Below are 17,842 nucleotides of genomic sequence, written 5' to 3'. Positions count from 1 at the left end.
CTCACAGTGCCCCCGGCAGGATTCGAACCTGCGGCCTTCTGCTCCGGAGTCAGGTTCGGGGTGTCGATCGGTGTTTATTCAGTCCTGAGGATCGACTGTGTAGCAACACTTTTGGACGATCGATGTCTATCTGGTCGCAACCCGTAATCGGGGGTAGTTGTGACAATCTGTGACACCGAACCCCTCAGCAAGACACCCCCTGGTCCAGGCACGACCCGGGGGTGTTCTGCTACCAGCGGGCCATGTCGGGGCGTTATGCCAGACTCAGACAATGACCACGAATCCACGCCCACCCGACAGTTTCGACCTGTACCGAGACGGCACCTGGGGTCGGCCTTTCAGGATCACCCAGCGGTCCACCGGCCAGACCGTCGAGTACGGGGCCAACACTGTATGGCAGGAAGATCAGGACGGCACTCTGCATGTCTACGGTTCGGTGGATCAGGACGAGTACGTACCCGAGGACGAGGGTGAACGGGGCCGGTTCACCGTGTTTCACTTTGACCCCTTCATTGACTACGCGCCCGGCGACTGGGACCGGGAGTTCGTAGTGCCCGAGTAGACGTAAACCTGGTGGTGGATAGCCAGGCAGCTATGACAAACTCGACGGATGGCTGAAGGCGATGTCCCGTTTGACCCTGACCAAATCCGACTCGGTCGCTGGACGCTGGGCCGACCGTTTACTGTCCGGACCACCGATGGCAAGGAAGAGTCCTTCCCCGCGAACGCATGCTGGCGCGAAGAAGAAGACGGTCGGCTTCGGATCGGGGGAACCCTGGACCAGGAACACATGCGCCTGAACCCCGAATTCGATCCGCAGATGATCGCGGAAACAGGGAGCCTGCACTGGATCGGACGCTACGAATACGCCCCCGGAACATGGACGATCGAACTGGCCGTGCCTGAGTGATCGACGGCTGACACCAGGGCCATCAGCCGGTGTTCGCGCTGGAACCGAAGCATGGTGAAGGCTTCGCGCATGGCGGGGTCGCCCAGGGCGCTCAGCGGCATTCCTGGGTCGTCAGGCAACCGGCAGGGGTCAGCGACCACGACGGACCCGGTTATGGCGTCCACGTCGCACTGAGCCAGGACGTACCCGCCCCCGTCTACGGGTTCGATCCCGGCGTGCCGAAGACGGCGGCGTACAGCGCGGGGTGTGGTGCCCAGCATGGCGGCGACTTCGGCAACTGATCGACCCTGTTCGCTCAGCGTCATCGGCGGTTCCTTCTGGGGGGTGTGGGCGTACGTTCATCCGTCCACCCGCTGAAGTAGGACCACACCACCGGGGTGCCAGCCCAGCGGGTTGTACTTCCCTGAGCCGGGGACACCCTGGACTTCGTACGTGGTGTCTGGCTCGTCGGGCAGACGGAAGCGGTCCCGGCTACTGATCTGATCGACCCACGACCGGGGAGTCAACATGATTCGATCCACCACCAGCCGGTTGTGACCTTCGGCCAGCGGCTCCGCGCTGTCGGGGAAGTTGAACCCGTAACACTTTCGGTCGATTGGGTCGCCCCACTCCTCGATGGTGTTCCCGTAGTCGTCTTCGCCGCCATCGCGGAATAGCAAGTGCTGCAATGGGATTCGAGCCTTCATCCGATCGGGTTTCCTATGTAGTCGGCGTTCTCGCCCAGAAGGAACGGGTGAACATTCGTCCGGAAGCACGTCGGGCAGACTTCGCCGTACTCCGGCCCGTTCAGCCCCCGGGTGTCGCCGGTCAGGATCGTGGTCGCCCGTGGTCGTCGCTTGTGCTCGGAACACACGTCCTGAAGGTCGCGGATTTCGCCAGGCTGGAACAGCCCTCCGTTACCGCCCTTCAGCGTTTCCCCGTAGTCACCCGCGTTCCGTTGCGTTACCGCGCCAGCGCCCCGCTCAGCCCATCGGAGGATGGCCCCGCGAAGTACGTCCTTCACGATTTCCTTCTGGACATCGGTCAGGTCGTCGTACGCGGTCCCCAGACAGGGAGCTACGCTGATGGCGCGCGCCCAGGCCGACCGGATCATGGGTTCGGCCTGATCGGCGGTCAGGTCGTCATCGAACGGACTCAGGTCACTGAACTGGATCGGTGGTGTGGGTAGTACTGAAGTCATTGGTGCTCAATGCCTTTCAAAGAGGAAGGCCCACACCCCCGGGAAGAAGTGAGTAAGAACCGGGGGTATGGGCCAGGTCAATCAGCGGCGACGACGCTTGCCCAGCGGGCCGATCTTGCCCCCGGCCAGCTTCGTGTACCGCTTCTTCGTCCAGCGGACACCGAACTCAGCGTTCGCGGTCCGACCCTGGGGCGTGATCTTGCCTTCAAAGTGCGCCATTGGTCACTCCTCGCCAATCGTGAACTTGCCGATCCGGTTGGCACGCGGGACTACGTGGCCCACACGCCAAGTAGCCCGCACTGCGATGCTGTCGCTGGAGAAGTACGCCTGGTCACTGGTACCCAGCATGATTTCGCCGTATGCGCTGATGACCTCGGCGGCATCGACCACCAGACCCGACGACGCTGGGACAGCGGGCGATACCAGCGCGGGGATGCTCAGCAGGAGCTGGGCGGCGTCGTTGGTGCCCGCCCCCAGCAGGGACTGGTTGCTGTTCGCGGCGACTTTCAAAGTCCTCAGGTTTGCCCAGCCGACCGGATCGAGGATCAGGTGCGTAGGGTTCGCGCCGTTGGCCTGCAGCTCGGCCACGAGCCGGATCAGGTTGTCCAGGTTGTCGGCCACGGGGTCACCGGCAACGATTCCCGCGACGTTGACCAGACCGGCCATCGGTGCGACGGCGGGTGCGGTCGGTGCGGCCTGCGCCACGAAGAGTTCGTTCGCCTTCTTGGTCAGAGCGCGGCGAAGGCTGGCGTCGAGTTGGTTGCCCACCCCAGACTGACCGAACTGCTCGCGGGACACCCGGACAAGCTGGGTGATCTTGGACGAGAACACCAGCGACTCCGACAGGTCGGGATTCGCCTCGGGTATCTCGGCCCCTTCCGGACTTACTTGCGCCGCGTCATCCACGATGTAGCAAACCCGGGTGGCCACGTCGTCGCCTTCAACGGTCGCGGCCTTCGTGGACGCCTGCACGATCAGCGCGTCGGGAACGATGTCGGTCGGCGCGAACGCTTGTACGTCCGGGGACCACCCGGCATCGGTGGTCTTGGTTGTGATCGGTGCCATTACTCTTTCTCCATTCAGTAGTTGGTGTGGGGAAACGAAAAGCGACCCCACCGAGCTTCAATCAATCCGGGCAAACCAAGGCCATCGCTTTAGCCTGTAAGGAACGAATTGACGAGCATCAGGTGAAGTCGCGTCTCGCTTCTTCACACCCATCACCGATGGGATAAGCAAACAATATCACATCAGATCTCAACTCAGGAATGCCCGCCCATACCACCCGGGCGAGCAATTCCTTTCTATTCAGTTATGAGATTATCGCAATTCTTTATTGCGAGCCTTTCTGCATTCCGAGCTACAGACTTTCGTCTGATTCCTCACCAGCGGGGCACCACACACCACGCACGGGATCGGGCCGCGTCGGCGGGCGGCGATCCGGCACGCCTGCGAGCAGTACCGGCGACGGTGCGGAATGCTGATGATCTTCCGCCCGCACACTCGGCAGTTGAAGCCCTTGCGCGCTCGCCCGGTACGCGGCCGACGAGGACGAATCACCTTCTGGCTCTGCTCATCTGACATGTTGCAAGTACCCTCCTTCCAAACTCGTGGGGCATGTAAGCGATCCGAGCGCCAGCGCCTACCGGGGGCGCAAAACACCTCGTAAGGGGGTATCCCCCTGGGGTCATCCGTGCTGGTCAGCGCCAAGCATCGCCAGCCAGGCCGCGTCCGGCCCGCCGTCGCCAACACCGTCGTGATTCTGGCCCTGTGTCCGGTCAGGTAGCGGGCGACGCGGACCGTCCACGATCCCGAACCGTTCGCGGGCCACACCGACAGCCGCGCCCACCTTGTCGGCGTCCACTGCCCCGTCATCGTCGAGCAACCCGGCGATACCGTCATCGCCCAGCGCGGCGAACACAGCGTCAGGTTTGACACCTTCCGCCTCGCACAAGCCCGTGATGATTTGCTTCTGTAGTCCCTCGACACGTTGGGTCAAGGCATCGCGTTCGGCTTCGGTCTCTCGCAGTCGCACCCGATAGCGGGCTTCACGTCCGCTCGGCGCTTCTGTGTCTGCACCATCGGTCGTCGCACCTGCGTCCACCACATCTGTTGCGTTAGAGGATGAATCAGCCATTGTTCTTACCTTCTTCCTGTTCGATACGTTCGGTTACATCAACCATGCGGTTACTGGCACGCACCACCACGCGCGATAGCCAGGCCACCTGATCCCGGGCTTTCTGTAGTTGAGCCTTCTTCTGTTCCAGTTGCTGCCGAGCCAGCCGATGCGCCCGCCGTTCGGCCTTCAGTTCTTCCCGGACACGCTGGAGCGCACGCATACCAGCAGGACCCAGCGGTTGCTCGTCGGTCACCATAGGAACCCGAATGCCCAAACCACCCCCGGGGACAGCGCCACGAGAACGGCTACCTGAGTGGCTGCTGCCCTTACCGCCGCCCCGGCATCCACGGCGCGTCACCCCTCGGCCCGAACAACGCCGAGCCACATCGAAAGGTCGCGATCGTTGTCGTGGATGACCTGCCCGCCGTTGAGGGGAAAGCGATCCTTGGCCGCGCCCTGATCGTCATAGGCCATGTCCGGCGGCAGGTTATACCCCTGCATGACCTCACCGACAGTGGCACTGATTGGCCCGCCATCGTCGTGGCTGGCGTCGGACACCACACTCTGGAACTCCGGCAGGTCCTCGAATTGCTGCATCATTTCATCCTCATTTCTCCCCATCGCGGGGACTTGTCCCGGACTCATATCCGGGAAGATTCTTGTAGGGGTGACAGGGGTGACACCCATTTGCATTAATCCCCCACGCGTACACATATAAGAAACTTCTGCAAACGGGTGTCATCGCTGTCATTTCTCCTGGTCACGCACCTTTGACCCGTATTCCTTGGCGCCGCTGACCATGCTTTCCAGGGGTGGTTTTGGCCACCTGGTTGGTTGTGAGATGGTTTGAGAACGATCCCGGGGACAGGTCGGGCCGACCGTTGATCCGCGCCCAGGCGTTGTACCGATCGCGTAGATCAGACACGTACACCACGGCGTGCGGATCGGGTTCGGTCTCGTCTGCGAGCCATTCATGCACCGGGTCGTACTCATGTGTCAGGTCGTAGCTGGCACGCTCGACCGACTCGGGTAGGAACAGTGTCTTGTCGGTCGCGAAATCCGCGAGGCCGCGCACCATCCAGGTGAGCACCACGCCCAGTTCCTTTTCCAGGATGTGATCGACCATCCGCCGAACCTTCGGCTTCTGGGTCTCGCTGATTTCCCGCTCCCAGGGGACGCACACCGTACGCCGTTCGGTGCCCGCATCGCCGCCACGCAGCCGAGGCGGATGGTTGGTGTGCACCGACACCGTGGCCATCGACCGGAAACTGAAATGCCCCTTGTGCTTGAACGCGGCTGTGAGTTCGTCGCCGCCGACGATGGCCTTAAACATCCGCTCGTTCCACGCGCCGTCACTGGGTAGCTCGCCTATCTCCATCCACCGCACCCCGCGAGCGTGCGCCACTGCGAACTCGTTGGTGCGCCCGATGAACAACGACTCAGGGGCGGTCCAGGCGTAGTCACCGAACGCAGACCCCAGGATCAGGTGATAGGCCGACTTACCATTCTCAGCCTTGCCTCCGGCGACGTTGCGGTGAAAGACCGCCCGCTGTTCCAGCACCCGGCCAACAAGCCCGCAACCCGCGTGCTGGGCCATCGTGCGCTGCACATCCCGATCCGGCTGCACGAAGTCAAGGAACCGTTGCCACACAGTGCCGTCGATCGCCGCGTCATCACCCAGGTAGCTGGCACCCGCCCGCTTGGTGATGTACAGCGTGCCGTCGTGCGAGAGCACTGTCGCCGTCTCGCCCGTCTCGTAGGTGCGGCGCAGATCGAGCACACCGTCGGGGGTGTTGAACAAGAACGGATCGGCGTCGAGTTCATCGGCCTGCGGGAACTCAGTGCGTGCCCGCGCTCGGGTGACTTCAGCCAGAACCTCCGCGTAACCCCGGGGTCGGCACAGCTTGTTCAACTCGTCGGCGCGATTCTTGTCACCGGCTTCCACCGCCTCGTTGTACTCGCGCAGTAGCACCCGCCGAATCTGTGATTCTGCGATCTTCTGCCCCTGGCCACCTTCGTACTTACGCCACCGAGTGCCGTCCCAGATCAGCAACCCCAGGGTGTCCACTTCCAGGAACCCCACCGCAGATGCAGGCTCGGATGTGAATAGCCGTGCAAGGGTCGCCAGGAGTGGGAGTTGCACCTTGCTATCCTTCTTAGACATTGTGAAATCTCTTCTCTCGGATGCCCTGGTCAGCCCGCACTGGCCAGGGTGTTCGGCTTCCAGCACGAAATCACTTCGCGCTCAAGGTCATCGAACTTTTCAGCACTGGCCGGATGGTCCATCAGTACCGCCAACGTCTGGCCCTGTGATAGCCCCGACTCCTGGCACAGCCGTACGAGCTTGAACGTCAACCGATGACGACGCGCACCCCCGGCGTTGTTCTCGCGCAACAAGTGCCGAATCTGGCCGCTCAGTCGCCCGTATGGCTGCGGATGCAGGTCACCCGGCCTTCCGACCTGTCGCGGGGTGGTATGGGCACGTACGGTCGCCTTGAGCATGGCCAGCGAACAGCCCTGGCCTTCGTGGAAGACCTTCACCGGGCGCGGCGGGTCGAACTTGTGGTTCAGCGACCCCGGGACACGGAGGAACCCACCGCCGTACTTGCCGCCTTCGGTGACACCCATCGCGTCGTACAGGCCGCGTGCGAGAACCTTCAGTTCGTCGTGGTCCAGGGTCGCGTCGGTGATCGTCAGGTAGACGTGGACATGCTCATCTGATCCGCTGGCCACCAGCGTCGGATCGACACGGCGTAACACCTTGCGTGCAGCGTCCCGGTCGGCCACAGCGTCAACCTCGAACGCGATCTGGTTCGACGGCAGGCAGTTGCCAGCCTCTACGTGGGACGGTTCGATTCGGCGGTAGATGGACCGGTAGATGTCGCGGCCCTCGTTATGCCACTGACGCAACATCTTTCGAGCCTGGTCGATGTCATCGTGGTAGTCACTTGCCCATACCCCCCGGCCATCGTCGGCACGGTCACGCACAGACCCGATGGCGATATAGCCATTCACAGCGAGACGCTTTCGCTGGCGCGTAGGAAGTCATTCAGCGCGGACTGGGTGACGCGGCGGGATCGCCCGATGCGAACCGAACGAAGGTCGCCACTGTCCAGCAGCTTGTAAACCGTTGCGCGAGAGAGTTGTAGGTAGTCGATCAGGTCGGGAACCGTGTAAAGCGGTTCGGGACTTACTGCGGTCATGGGGTCCATCCCTTCGTCGTTGGTAGTTCTAGCTAAACACATTTGGTCTCAATTTGTGTTTGCCATAACCACGGGACCCAAGACTACATCTTGTGCTTTACAAGTCACCATACGGGTGCTATTGTGTTTCCCATGCGCAAGGAACAGACCAGCCAGTGGGCGCTGGACACCTATCAACGGTTCGGTGAAGCCCTACGTCAACAGCGAGACAACAAGGGGATGACTGCTCAGCAATTATCCGACCGCACAACGGAATTGGGGTATCCGATCAGCCGGTCAGCCATCGCAAACGCGGAGAGCGGACGCAAGAAGGCCCTCGACATCACCGAAGTCATCATCTTGGCGAAGGCCCTGGACGTGTCGCCCCTGGAACTGATCTACCCGGGCCTGATCGACGCCGAAGTGGAAGTCACCCCGGGGGTGTATGGGCGGTCATCTGACGCGGCGCTGGGGTTCGCCGGGTACCTGGACGACGAGGCCCCCATGCGGACCGTCTACGCCCTCCACAACGCCCGTCTGGATTTCGACGCCTACGGCAACGACCCCGACGACGCGAGTCGAGACAACGCACGACAGACCGTCAAGATGGCCACTCGGTTGGCCAAGGCAGAAGGATGGATCGTCAACGATGGCTAGACAACAGCCACCCCCACAGATTCGCAAGCGCGAGGTGACAGACCGTCGCACGGGGAAGCCGGTCACGCGGTACGAACTGGTGGCAGACGCCGGGATCGACCAGGCGACCGGCAAACGTCGACAGGTGCGACGTAGGTTCGCCACCGAGCGCGAAGCGCGGGAAGCTCTTACGACTATCGCCCACCAGGCGCACACGGGGCAGTTCGTCGCGAAGCGGACGATCACCGTCGAGCAACTGGCCACAGACTGGATAGCCTCCCTGCACAACGCACGCGCCACGACGGTGAACGCCTACGAGTACGCGCTAGCCCCATTGCGGGAACGTCACGGACACATAGCCGCCCAACAGTTGACCCGACCGCATCTCGACAAGCTCCTAACCGACCTACGCGACGGGGGCACGTTGACGGCCAAGGAACACAAGCGCAAGCCGTGGTCGGCGCGCTCACTGAACAAGTGCATCGACACCTGGCGAACCATGCTGGCCTACGGGGTCGATCGCCGGGAACTACCCCACAACGTCGCCGCGTCGATGAAGAAGGTCTCGCGCGAGCGCAAGGAGATGTCCACCTACACACCCCATGAAATCCGGCAGGTACTCAAGACCGCCGACAAGGATCGCAACGGGCACTTGTGGTACCTCGCGCTGTCGGGTCTACGCCGGGGTGAAATCTGCGGGCTTCGCTGGGATGGGATCGACCTCGACAACGCGACCCTGACGATCGACACCAACCGGGTGCAAGCCGGGGCCGGGAAGGTCGTGGAGAACGCACCCAAGACCCGGGCATCCCGTCGTACCCTGCCGATCGACGCGGGTCTGGTGGCTGTGCTCAAGCGCGCAAAGGCCACTCAGGCGGCGGAACGATTGAAGATCGGGGCCGACTTTGCCGATACCGGCTACGTCGCCGTCAATGAAGCTGGACGCCCATACACCCCCGATACCCTGACCCGGATGTGGCGCAAGATCACCGACCGGGCCGGAGTCCGGGTGATCCGCCTCCACGACGCCCGCCATTCATGTGGAACGGCCATGCACCTTCGCGGTGTCCCCCTGGCTACGATCGCCCGCTGGCTGGGCCATGCCGACGCTAGCGTGACCGCACGCATCTACGCGCACAGCCAAGACGATTCGTTGAAAGCTGCCAGCGTGACGCTGGGCGGTGTTGTGACATCTTGTGACACCGAGCCCCAGACGGGCACCACGTGATACATGCGAATGTTGGCATATGACCAGGTAAATCAGCCATTCATGTGGTGCCCCCGGCAGGATTCGAACCTGCGGCCTTCTGCTCCGGAGGCAGACGCTCTATCCCCTGAGCTACGGGGGCTCATCGGGCGTTTAGAACACTAGCGTACGGAGGGCCGCGATCCCAAGTCGGCTGGTCACGGTGTGCCGCGCCACTCTCGCCGTCCTGCTAGCCCACCGCCGCCGCGGACTCCACCCGGATCGTCGAGCCACTCTCCCCGCGCAGCACGTGCAGCTGCGACGGGATCCGGGCACGGAGTTCGTCGACGTGGCTGACGACGCCGACGACGCGTCCACCGGAGCGCAGTTCGTCGAGCACACCCATCACCTCGTCGAGCGCCTCGGGGTCGAGCGTGCCGAATCCCTCGTCGATGAAGATGGTGTCGAGCACACGCCCACCGGACTCCGCCGACACCACATCGGCCAGGCCGAGTGCCAGCGCGAGTGAGGCATAGAAGGTCTCGCCGCCGGAGAGCGTGGTGGTGGCGCGTATGGCGCCGGTGTACTCGTCACGGACCTCGATGCCGAGCCCGCCCCGCCGACCGCGCGGCCCGACCGCATCAGAGTGGACGAATTCGTAACGGCCCGCAGACATCTGACGCAGCCGAGCCGACGCTGCGACGAGCACCTCCTCGAGGCGTGCGGCGAGCACGTAGGCGTGCAAGGACATCTTGCGCGCGTTGTGCCCCCGCCCGGCGAACAGCTCGGCCAGCCCCGACACCTCGGCATGTTTGGCCCGCAGCGGCGCGATGGCGTCCAGCGCCGCCCAGAAATCGGCGACCACCCCCTCCAGACCGTGGAGTCGCTCGCCGGCGACGGCGTGCCGTCGCGCGGCCTGCTCGTGTCGGGTCTGCGAGTCGGCCAGCCGCGACGAAAGGGTTTCGACGTCAACGGGTTCGGAGTCCATCGCGGCGACGACGGCCGGGTCGGCGAGAGTCTCGCGTGCGGCCGCCCGCATCTGTGCCGCCCGGGTGAGCATCTCCTCCCACGCGGCGATCTGTTTGGGGGCCGCAGATGCGGCGCGCGCCGCGCCGACGTCCGGGAATCCCTGTGCGATACACAGATCACCGAGGTTGGTGCCGATCTCGTCGTGCCGGCGCGTCCACGCCGACGCCTCACGGCGCGCTTCGCGCAGAGCCGTGGCGCGCGTGCACAATTCGGCGAGTTCGGTCCGGCGTGCCGCGATGTCCATCGACCCGCCGGTGGCCTCGGTGACCTCGGCGTCGAGCTCGTCGACGGTCGTCCGGATGGCGGTTCTGCGTTCCATCGTGCCCGACCTCTCGGCGGCGACCCGGCTGTGCTCGGTGCGCCAGGCCTCGACCTCGGCGTCGACGGCCGCCACCGCGCTGTCACGCTGCGGGATCTCGGCGACCAGATGCTCGGCCTCGCCCAGTTCGCCCGCGACCCTCGTGAACTCGGTGACGATCTGATCCCGGGACGCCTCACCGGCGATCGCCAGGACATGGGTCCGCCGTTCGGTGAGGACGGCGAGTTCCGACTCGGCGCGACGCCGATCCTCGGCAGCGCGGTCCTCGGCGGCGGCGGCCGCCTTCTCGGCGGATTCGGCGATCATCGCGTCGCCGGTGCGCGATGCCGGCGCCGGATGTGCCACCGAGCCGCAGACCACACACGGACGGCCGTCGGTCAGTTCGGCGGCGAGTTCGGCCGCCATACCGGTGAGCCGGCGTTCACGGAGCGCCTGGCGGTGATCCCGTGCCGCGGCGTGGGCGTCCCGTGCACGGGCGACCCCGGTGTCGGCTGCGGCGATCTCGGCGACCAGGGCGTCGCGGCTGGTGACCGCCTTCCCGATGGTGGTGAGCCGCTCGTGCTGTTCGCGGAGTCTGGTGACCTCGGATCGGGCGTCGAGCGCGGCGGTCAAGGCCGCGACGGCGGTCTCACGACGTAACGGGGCCGCGGCGAGAGCACCACCGATCTCGTCGAGTCGTCGTCCCGCGGCCTCGATCTCGGCGTCGAGACGTTCGATCTCGGCGATCTGACCGGGACGACGCGCCATCCGCTGCGCCAACGGTTCCCAGCGCGCGGACTCCCCGGTCCAGCGACTGACCGCCGCATCGAGGCGGGCGTCGAGATCGTCTTCCTGCCCCGATCCCCCGGCACCGCACAGCGCGGCGCCCTCCTCGAGGGCCGTGAGCGCCGCCAGGGCATCGGCGCAGGCCGAGTGCGCCGCCGCCGCGGCCTTGTGGGCGCGAAGGTGGTCGTCGGCAACCGGCAGGATCGTCGCGGCGCGGCGAGCGGCGGCCAAAGCCGCCGCGGCCTTGTCGAGTTCGGCCTTGCCCGCGTCGAGTTTGGTGAGCCGGGCCGCGGCGTCGACTCCGCGGCGGCGCAGGTCGACGGTCCGCATCCCGTCCTGGTGGGCGGTGCGCGCGCGTTCGAGGTCGACGGTGGCAGCAGCGGCCGACGCCTGGGCGGCGTCGGCCTGGTCGCGGGCGACCTCCAGACAGTTCTGCGCCCAGTCGAGATCCGGCTCGGCGGGGGTCTCCGCACCGCTGACACCGGTGATCTGGCCGGCGATGCGGTCGAGCGTGCCCGCCTTCTCCTCGAGTCTCGCGGCGCTCCGTCGGGCCCGCTCGCGCAACCACTCCTCGATGTCGCCGAAGCGTTCGGTGTCGAACAGCCTCTCCAGCAACAGTTCCCGCTCGTCGGAGGTCGCGCGCAGGAATCGCGCGAATTCTCCCTGCGGCAGCAACACCACCTGGAAGAACTGGTCGGCGCTCATGCCCAGCAACCGGGTGACGGCCTCACCGATCTCGGGCAGACGGGTGAGGTCGGGACCCGAGCCGTCGACCCAGACGAGGGTGCCGTGCGCCTGAACCTTGGTGGTCCCGGTCCCCCGCTTCTTGGGTCGGTGATATTCGGGCGAGCGGAGTATCCGCAACCGGCGGCCACCGATGGTGGCCTCGAGCTCGACCTCCGGGACCTGTTCTGCCGGAGCATGATCGGAATGCAGTCGCCGGTTGGTGTCCCGGGCCCCGGGGACCCGCCCGAACAGGGCGAACGCCACCGCGTCGAGCACCGTCGTCTTACCCGCCCCGGTCTGCCCGTGCAGCAGGAACAACCCGTCGGTACCCAGGTCGTCGAAGTCGACGACCTGCTCGTCGGCAAAGGGGCCGAACGCCTGCATCCGCAGGCCGTGCAGCCTCACGCCGACTCCGCTGCGGGCAGTTCGATCTCGAACAGCGCACCCTGCTCACCGGAATCGGCGACGGCTACCTCGGGCTCGCCGACCACCGCACGCAACGCCTGTTCGATCAGCGCCCGCTCGGCGCGGGACGGGTCATCGCGGACGTCGGTGATGAAGGACGCGATGATCTCGGCATCGGTGCGCCCCCGCACCCGCGACGAGTAGTCGGTGCGCTCGGTGGTCTCCGGCCGCTCCCAGCGCACGTGGACGGCGTGCGGGAACCGCTCCCGCAGGCGGCGCATCGCGTCGAGTGGACGTACCGCATCGGTCAGTGTGGCCTCCACGTAGTGGTCTTCGGCATCGGCATACGCGGCGTCGGAGAGCAGGTCGTCGAGGGTCCCCGACAACGCGCTCAGGCCGCGCACCTCCGGCAGGTCGTGCCTGCGGGCCTGTGCGAGACCGTCCGCGTCGAGGTCGACGATCCACACCGCCTTGCGATGGGAACGCTCACCGAAGGAGTACGGCAGCGGCGACCCGCTGTAGCGGACCGCCGCGGTGACCTCCTGCGGTGAGTGCAGATGCCCGAGGGCGGTGTAGTCGACGCCGGAGAAGGTCTCGGCGCCAACAGTTTCCACGCCTCCCACGCTGATCGAGCGCTCGGATCCGGTGGCCTCACCACCCACCACGAAGGCGTGCGCGGAGACCACCGAGCGCACCCGACGCCCCGCGAGGTCGGCTCGGATGCGGTCCATCGCCGCATCGAGCACCCCCTGATGACCGCGGGCGTCCTCGGCGCCGAGCTCGCGGCGGGCGGTCTCCGGCTCGAGGTACGGGATGCCGTAGAACGCCACCTCACCGTGCTCGTCGGAGAGCAGCACCGGCCGGTCGATCCCGGCGATGGTGGTGCGCAGATGCAGGCCCCCGGCCGCGGCGAATGCCGAGCCCGCCCCCAACCGGGTGGGTGAATCATGGTTCCCGGAGGTCACGACGAGGGTGGCGCCGGTGGCGGCGATGGCGCCGAGCCCCTCGTCGTAGACGGTCACCGCGTCGGCCGAGGGCACCGACCTGTCGTAGATGTCCCCGGCGACCACCACCACGTCGACCGACTCCGCGGCGACCACCTCGGCGAGGTGGCCGAGCACCCGACGCTGGTCGGCGAGCAACTCGACGCCGTGAAAGGTACGGCCGAGATGCCAGTCGGAGGTGTGCAGGATGCGCATGCCCATAACGGTACGATCTCGGGCCGACAGTTCCGCGGAGGCATCCACGCGGTGTCGCCCACAGCCCCCTGCAGGGCCCGGACGAGCGTATCCGGCGCCGGGCAGACCGCCATGACACCATCTCGCCATGCATCCACCTGCGACGCCGGTCCGGACAGCGAACCGGCCGGTCGATCGGAGCGGTCCCCGGGCCCATGATTTCACGAGCGATCCGAATCCGTCGTCCACGACGCCGACCCCACCCGGGGTGGCAAACACCGACCGGATCGCAGTCACCCGACACCGCGCCACTCGACGACGAGCCGCGCGGTGACCCTGTCCGTCCCCGCCGGGGCAGCAAGCGGCCCGGAAACGCCGCGAGGAGAACGAATTCGATGACAGACAGCACCATACCGACCAGGTCGTCGGCCGACCCCACCGAAGAACCACGGGAAGACGGCCTCAAGGCCGGGACGGTGGGCACCACCCACATCGTGTCGATGGTCGTCGCGGCCGCCGCACCGATCGCGTCGGCGGTCACCCTCATCCCGCTGGGCATGCTGTTGGGCAACGGTATCGGTATGCCCGGCACGATCCTTCTCGTATCGCTGGTCCTGGGACTCTTCTCCGTCGGCTTCGTGAAGATCCTGCCGTTCATCAAGAACACCGGCGCGTTCTACGCCTTCGTCTCGGCCGGACTCGGCAAGCCCGCCGGACTCGCCTCGGCCTATGTCCTCGCCGCCGTCTACACGGCGCTCGGGGCCTCGGTGGTCGGCGCGTTCGGGTACTACGGCGCAGATCTGCTCTCCCGATTCTTCGGCCTCGACGTGCCCTGGCTGCTCGTGGCCCTCGTCGCCGTCGTGCTCGCCACGCTCCTGGCGATCAGTGGGGTCACGATGACCGCACGCCTCCTGCTCGGCATCCTCTCGCTGGAGCTCGCGGCGCTGATCGTCCTCGACATCGCGATCCTGATCCAGCAAGGTCTGCCCTCGTTCAGCCTGGAGGTGTTCGAGCCGTCGAACATCTTCACCGGCGCCATGGGGGTCGCGGCGATCTACGCCTTCTCGATGTTCCTGGGGTTCGAGGGGACCGCCATCTACAGCGAGGAAGCGCGTGACCATCGACGCACCGTTCCGCGCGCGACATTCATCGTGGTCGCACTGGTCGGTGTGTTCTACACGTTCACATCCTGGTCCATGGTCGCCGCCGTCGGCACACATGACCTGGTCGCCACGATCGCCGAGGACCCGGGAGCCTTCTCGTTCGGTCTGTCGGATCGCTTCGTCGGCACCGGGTGGACCGATCTCATCACGGTCCTCAACACGATCAGCCTGTTCGCGGGCATGCTCGCGTTCCAGAATGCCGGTGCCCGCTACCTGTTCGCCCTCGCCCGGGATGGGATGGCGCCTCGCGCGCTCGCCCGTACGCACCGGACGGCCGGTACCCCGGTGACGGGCCTGGTCGCCATCGGCGCCGTGTTCGTGGTCTTGGCGACCGTCTACCGTGTGTCGGGTCTGAGTCCCCTGCTGGACATGAGTACCTCGCTGGTCGGTCTCGGTACGGTCGGCCTGGTCTCGATGCTGGCGGTCGCCTCGGTGTCGATCGCGGTGTTCTTCCTCCGCCGCGGCGAGATCGGTGCCACCACGGTGGTCGCACCGCTCGTCGCCGCGGCACTGCTCGGCTACTGCATCTACGCCGGCATCACCAATTACAGTGCGCTGACCGGGGTGTCGACGTGGTGGGTCAACAATCTGCCCTGGGTACTGGTCCCGATCGCACTGGGTGGCCTCGGGTACGCCTTCTGGGTGCGATCCGCCCGTGCCGACCGGTATTCCGGGATCGGCAAGACCCGCGTGTGAGGTTCGACCCCCGTGGCGACCGCGCCGCACCGGGGGTATCGGGGCACGACACCACAACGGCGTGGTGATCGGACGATGCAGGAACGCCCGGCCGGGATGTACCGGCCGGGCGTTCCTGCATCGCAGAGCGTCGGCGCCGGAGCCGATCCGCATCATCGGTCGACCTCTGATGCCCACTCCCGGTGGCGATCCCGGCGTGGCGCCACCGGACCGGGGGACATCGCCGTGAGGAGCCACCCGAGTGGAACCGGGCCACCGCTCCCGGAAACGACCGATCGCCGCAACCTCGCGAATGGTTGCGGCGATCAGATGGACCGACCGGGACTCGTCACCTGCTTACCGTCCGGGTGCCGTGCCGATCAGGACGGAACCGGTCACCCGACCCGGATGATCATCAGCACGTGCACCGGCCCGGAGGACAATGCGGGCAGCCTCCAGAGGCACAGTGCCCCCCGCTGAGATCGGGCACGTCGAGGGCCGGGTTCTTGTCGAAGAAGTTGTTCGGCAGGAGCATGAAACTCGCGACCTCGGTCGGCATCACCGGCCAGTCCTCCGACCGCGGAATGTGCGTGACCCCGACCGTGTGCCACAGCACGACGTCGGCGTTCTCCACGACACGATTGGCCGAGGTCCATTCCGGCAGTCCGGCTCCCGACCGATCGGCGTTGGGATGATCACCGGCCGAGTGCATCTCGTCGGGTGAATACGGGGTGACCCAGATGTTCCTGGTGGCGAACCCGGCACGCTTGACCATCAGCGAGGGCTCCTGCGCGATCAGGGTGTCCGACGCCCAACCCGGCACGAGCTTGTAGCCCACCGGAACACCCCACCTGTTGGTCCGGTGGGGATTCACCACCGCCCAGGTGCGTGCGGTCTGCGGATTGGTGAGCCCCGCCCCGTCCTGCTCCCGCGCGATCAGCGTCTTGGTCACGGTGATCGCGTTGCCGTAGGGGTTGGCGTCGCCGACCGGGGTGGCGTCGACGTCGTTCTGGTAGACGGTGTTCTGCCAGCCGTCGACCTCCATGTCGAGCCGGAAGGAGAACAGATGCTGGTGGTAGGTGGCCGCAAGATTCTGGGCGACCGGTGTCGCATGCGCGGGCACCTCACCGGGTTCGGTCGAGATGGTCTGGACGATACCGAGGAGCTTGGTGTCGATCTCGATGTGACCGTCCTGGAAGAAGTTCCAGTAGAAGCCATAGTGGTAGTTGCCGACCGTCGCGATGAAGCTGACGACGAGCTTGCGGGACCTGCGGACGTCGACCTTCCCGGTCACCCAGTCGGTGTGCTTCCACAGGATTCCGGCGTCCTCCTCGTGGATGCAGATCGCGTTCTTCACGGTCTTCGGATTCCCGCTGTCGTCGGCCATCACGGCATCGAGGTAGGTGATCTCACCGAGGCAGTCACAGCCCAACAGGAGAGAGTTCGCCATCTTGCCCAGACCGTACTCGCCGGCGTCGAAGGCACTGCGGAAATGGTGGGCGGCCTCGGGAATGCCGTAGGGCACCATCATCTCGGCGAGCGACCCGCGGTGCATCACCGAGCGGTATCGGTCGCCGTCGAGGTACTCCACCCCGGAGAGCACAAGGCCGTCCAACGGATGCATGTTGATGCGGAAACGCCATTTCTGCCACTGCATCTCGGGGCCGTTCAGAGTGAACCCCACACCCTCGGGCTGGGTGATCTCCAGCGGCTTGATGTCGTCGCGCAACGGCTGGTTGTGCTCGGCGGTGTAGTTGTCACACATCGGGTTCATCGGCTTGACGCCATGGTCCTCGATCGCGACCACTTCACGCTTGACGGTGTCGACCAGGGCGATCACGCCTTCGACGACGTGGGCGTAGGCGTTGTCCTCCGGGAAGTGTCGGAAGTAGGTGACGCATGCCCAGATTCGACGTCCGGCCAGGTCGAGGTCGGCACGATTCCCGACGCCGAACGGGTCGAGCTGGATCAGCTCCAGATCGGTGATCCCGCGCAGCGCAACGGCATCGACGAACCGCTGATCACTCTTGACCAGCTCGTCGATGATCCCGATCTCCTCGTCGAGCATCTGCGCACCGCCGTCGGTGAGCCGGTTCGCGGACACGATCGTCTCCTCGTCGAGGTCCACGAGTACGTCGAAGGTGGCCGCGGAGGTGCGATCGAGCACCAACGCCCGCGCCTGGCGGGTGACCCGCTGCCCCGATCGAAGCCGCGCCTTGTCCGGCTCCTGGGTGAAGACCGCACCGAAACCCGGACGGTCGCCTCCGATTCCGTCTTTGCGGACCAAGGTGGAGACGGTCCGGATCTCGTCGGCGGTCAATGCGTCGAAGAGTGCGCTGTGCATGTGGGTTCCTTTTCCGGACGTGCCGTTC

The 17,842-nt window shown here is 65.6% G+C and carries 18 protein-coding genes and 1 tRNA gene; 5 read left to right on the top strand and 14 right to left on the bottom strand.

Going from position 1 to position 17,842, the window contains the following annotated elements:
* The first annotated feature begins 271 nt into the window (after window positions 1–271).
* Window positions 272–562 carry a hypothetical protein gene (locus tag ACWDUA_RS17045; RefSeq protein WP_449752185.1) on the top strand — a complete coding sequence of 97 codons (291 nt, stop codon included), beginning with the start codon at window positions 272–274 and terminating at the stop codon, window positions 560–562.
* Between the two features lie 48 nt (window positions 563–610).
* Entirely contained in the window at window positions 611–910 is a 300-nt protein-coding gene (locus ACWDUA_RS17040) for a hypothetical protein (protein WP_449752184.1), read from the top strand.
* A gap of 338 nt (window positions 911–1,248) precedes the next feature.
* On the opposite strand, the gene ACWDUA_RS17035 is transcribed toward ACWDUA_RS17040, so the two are convergent.
* The 10 genes from ACWDUA_RS17035 to ACWDUA_RS16990 form a co-directional block, all read right to left on the bottom strand.
* Window positions 1,249–1,596: a hypothetical protein gene (locus ACWDUA_RS17035; protein ID WP_449752183.1), complete on the bottom strand. Its 348-nt coding sequence runs from the start codon at window positions 1,594–1,596 to the stop codon at window positions 1,249–1,251.
* A complete protein-coding gene (locus ACWDUA_RS17030; protein WP_449752182.1) occupies window positions 1,593–2,090 on the bottom strand; it encodes a hypothetical protein in 498 nt (165 codons plus the stop codon). The genes ACWDUA_RS17035 and ACWDUA_RS17030 overlap by 4 nt, the downstream gene beginning before the upstream one ends.
* Before the next feature lie 81 nt (window positions 2,091–2,171).
* Window positions 2,172–2,309 carry a hypothetical protein gene (locus ACWDUA_RS17025; protein WP_449752181.1) on the bottom strand — a complete coding sequence of 46 codons (138 nt, stop codon included), beginning with the start codon at window positions 2,307–2,309 and terminating at the stop codon, window positions 2,172–2,174.
* 3 nt (window positions 2,310–2,312) lie between these two features.
* Window positions 2,313–3,155, bottom strand: a complete 843-nt coding sequence (locus tag ACWDUA_RS17020) for a phage major capsid protein (RefSeq protein ID WP_449752180.1) — start codon at window positions 3,153–3,155, stop codon at window positions 2,313–2,315.
* Between the two features lie 619 nt (window positions 3,156–3,774).
* Window positions 3,775–4,224, bottom strand: coding sequence for a hypothetical protein (locus ACWDUA_RS17015; protein WP_449752179.1), 450 nt, complete (start codon window positions 4,222–4,224; stop codon window positions 3,775–3,777).
* Entirely contained in the window at window positions 4,217–4,459 is a 243-nt protein-coding gene (locus ACWDUA_RS17010; protein WP_449752178.1) for a hypothetical protein, read from the bottom strand. Before ACWDUA_RS17010 ends, ACWDUA_RS17015 begins: the two co-directional genes overlap by 8 nt.
* A 101-nt stretch (window positions 4,460–4,560) precedes the next feature.
* Window positions 4,561–4,803 carry a hypothetical protein gene (locus ACWDUA_RS17005; RefSeq protein ID WP_449752177.1) on the bottom strand — a complete coding sequence of 81 codons (243 nt, stop codon included), beginning with the start codon at window positions 4,801–4,803 and terminating at the stop codon, window positions 4,561–4,563.
* A gap of 163 nt (window positions 4,804–4,966) precedes the next feature.
* Entirely contained in the window at window positions 4,967–6,289 is a 1,323-nt protein-coding gene (locus ACWDUA_RS17000; RefSeq protein ID WP_449752176.1) for a DNA primase family protein, read from the bottom strand.
* A gap of 110 nt (window positions 6,290–6,399) precedes the next feature.
* A complete protein-coding gene (locus tag ACWDUA_RS16995; protein ID WP_449752175.1) occupies window positions 6,400–7,221 on the bottom strand; it encodes a hypothetical protein in 822 nt (273 codons plus the stop codon).
* Window positions 7,218–7,409, bottom strand: a complete 192-nt coding sequence (locus ACWDUA_RS16990; protein WP_449752174.1) for a helix-turn-helix domain-containing protein — start codon at window positions 7,407–7,409, stop codon at window positions 7,218–7,220. The genes ACWDUA_RS16995 and ACWDUA_RS16990 overlap by 4 nt, the downstream gene beginning before the upstream one ends.
* 132 nt (window positions 7,410–7,541) lie before the next feature.
* On the opposite strand from ACWDUA_RS16990, the gene ACWDUA_RS16985 reads away from it, so the two are divergent.
* Together ACWDUA_RS16985 and ACWDUA_RS16980 are read left to right on the top strand one after the other, a co-directional pair.
* Complete coding sequence (locus ACWDUA_RS16985) at window positions 7,542–8,045, top strand: helix-turn-helix domain-containing protein (RefSeq protein ID WP_449752173.1); 504 nt, start codon at window positions 7,542–7,544, stop codon at window positions 8,043–8,045.
* A 79-nt stretch (window positions 8,046–8,124) separates the two neighbouring features.
* The gene (locus tag ACWDUA_RS16980) at window positions 8,125–9,252 is read left to right on the top strand and encodes a tyrosine-type recombinase/integrase (protein WP_449752172.1); all 1,128 of its coding nucleotides are present in this window, start codon (window positions 8,125–8,127) and stop codon (window positions 9,250–9,252) included.
* A gap of 45 nt (window positions 9,253–9,297) precedes the next feature.
* Here the strand turns inward: ACWDUA_RS16980 and ACWDUA_RS16975 are convergent.
* From ACWDUA_RS16975 to ACWDUA_RS16965, 3 genes are all read right to left on the bottom strand, one after another.
* Window positions 9,298–9,373: transfer RNA gene (locus ACWDUA_RS16975), tRNA-Arg, on the bottom strand.
* An 87-nt stretch (window positions 9,374–9,460) separates the two neighbouring features.
* The gene (locus ACWDUA_RS16970; protein ID WP_449752171.1) at window positions 9,461–12,454 is read right to left on the bottom strand and encodes an AAA family ATPase; all 2,994 of its coding nucleotides are present in this window, start codon (window positions 12,452–12,454) and stop codon (window positions 9,461–9,463) included.
* Window positions 12,451–13,653, bottom strand: a complete 1,203-nt coding sequence (locus ACWDUA_RS16965; protein WP_449752170.1) for an exonuclease SbcCD subunit D — start codon at window positions 13,651–13,653, stop codon at window positions 12,451–12,453. The genes ACWDUA_RS16970 and ACWDUA_RS16965 overlap by 4 nt, the downstream gene beginning before the upstream one ends.
* 374 nt (window positions 13,654–14,027) lie before the next feature.
* Here ACWDUA_RS16965 and ACWDUA_RS16960 point away from each other — a divergent pair, with 374 nt between their 5' ends.
* Window positions 14,028–15,491, top strand: coding sequence for an APC family permease (locus tag ACWDUA_RS16960; protein WP_449752169.1), 1,464 nt, complete (start codon window positions 14,028–14,030; stop codon window positions 15,489–15,491).
* 394 nt (window positions 15,492–15,885) lie between these two features.
* Here ACWDUA_RS16960 and ACWDUA_RS16955 read toward each other — a convergent pair whose 3' ends face one another.
* Window positions 15,886–17,814: a primary-amine oxidase gene (locus tag ACWDUA_RS16955; protein ID WP_449752168.1), complete on the bottom strand. Its 1,929-nt coding sequence runs from the start codon at window positions 17,812–17,814 to the stop codon at window positions 15,886–15,888.
* Window positions 17,815–17,842 lie beyond the last annotated feature (28 nt).

The organism is Gordonia sp. NPDC003376, from assembly GCF_053589235.1.
Note: the sequence above shows the minus strand (reverse complement) of the source record. Positions and strands in the feature narration are given on the sequence as shown.

Excerpts from the sequence above, each read along its gene's own strand:
- ACWDUA_RS17025 (WP_449752181.1), bottom strand. The coding sequence starts at position 2,309 with ATGGCGCACTTTGAAGGCAAGATCACGCCCCAGGGTCGGACCGCGAAC.
- ACWDUA_RS17005 (WP_449752177.1), bottom strand. The coding sequence starts at position 4,803 with ATGCAGCAATTCGAGGACCTGCCGGAGTTCCAGAGTGTGGTGTCCGAC.
- ACWDUA_RS16965 (WP_449752170.1), bottom strand. The coding sequence starts at position 13,653 with ATGCGCATCCTGCACACCTCCGACTGGCATCTCGGCCGTACCTTTCAC.
- ACWDUA_RS16990 (WP_449752174.1), bottom strand. The coding sequence starts at position 7,409 with ATGACCGCAGTAAGTCCCGAACCGCTTTACACGGTTCCCGACCTGATC.
- ACWDUA_RS17015 (WP_449752179.1), bottom strand. The coding sequence starts at position 4,224 with ATGGCTGATTCATCCTCTAACGCAACAGATGTGGTGGACGCAGGTGCG.
- ACWDUA_RS16985 (WP_449752173.1), top strand. The coding sequence starts at position 7,542 with ATGCGCAAGGAACAGACCAGCCAGTGGGCGCTGGACACCTATCAACGG.
- ACWDUA_RS17045 (WP_449752185.1), top strand. The coding sequence starts at position 272 with ATGACCACGAATCCACGCCCACCCGACAGTTTCGACCTGTACCGAGAC.
- ACWDUA_RS16955 (WP_449752168.1), bottom strand. The coding sequence starts at position 17,814 with ATGCACAGCGCACTCTTCGACGCATTGACCGCCGACGAGATCCGGACC.
- ACWDUA_RS17035 (WP_449752183.1), bottom strand. The coding sequence starts at position 1,596 with ATGAAGGCTCGAATCCCATTGCAGCACTTGCTATTCCGCGATGGCGGC.
- ACWDUA_RS16960 (WP_449752169.1), top strand. The coding sequence starts at position 14,028 with ATGACAGACAGCACCATACCGACCAGGTCGTCGGCCGACCCCACCGAA.
- ACWDUA_RS17040 (WP_449752184.1), top strand. The coding sequence starts at position 611 with ATGGCTGAAGGCGATGTCCCGTTTGACCCTGACCAAATCCGACTCGGT.
- ACWDUA_RS17030 (WP_449752182.1), bottom strand. The coding sequence starts at position 2,090 with ATGACTTCAGTACTACCCACACCACCGATCCAGTTCAGTGACCTGAGT.
- ACWDUA_RS17020 (WP_449752180.1), bottom strand. The coding sequence starts at position 3,155 with ATGGCACCGATCACAACCAAGACCACCGATGCCGGGTGGTCCCCGGAC.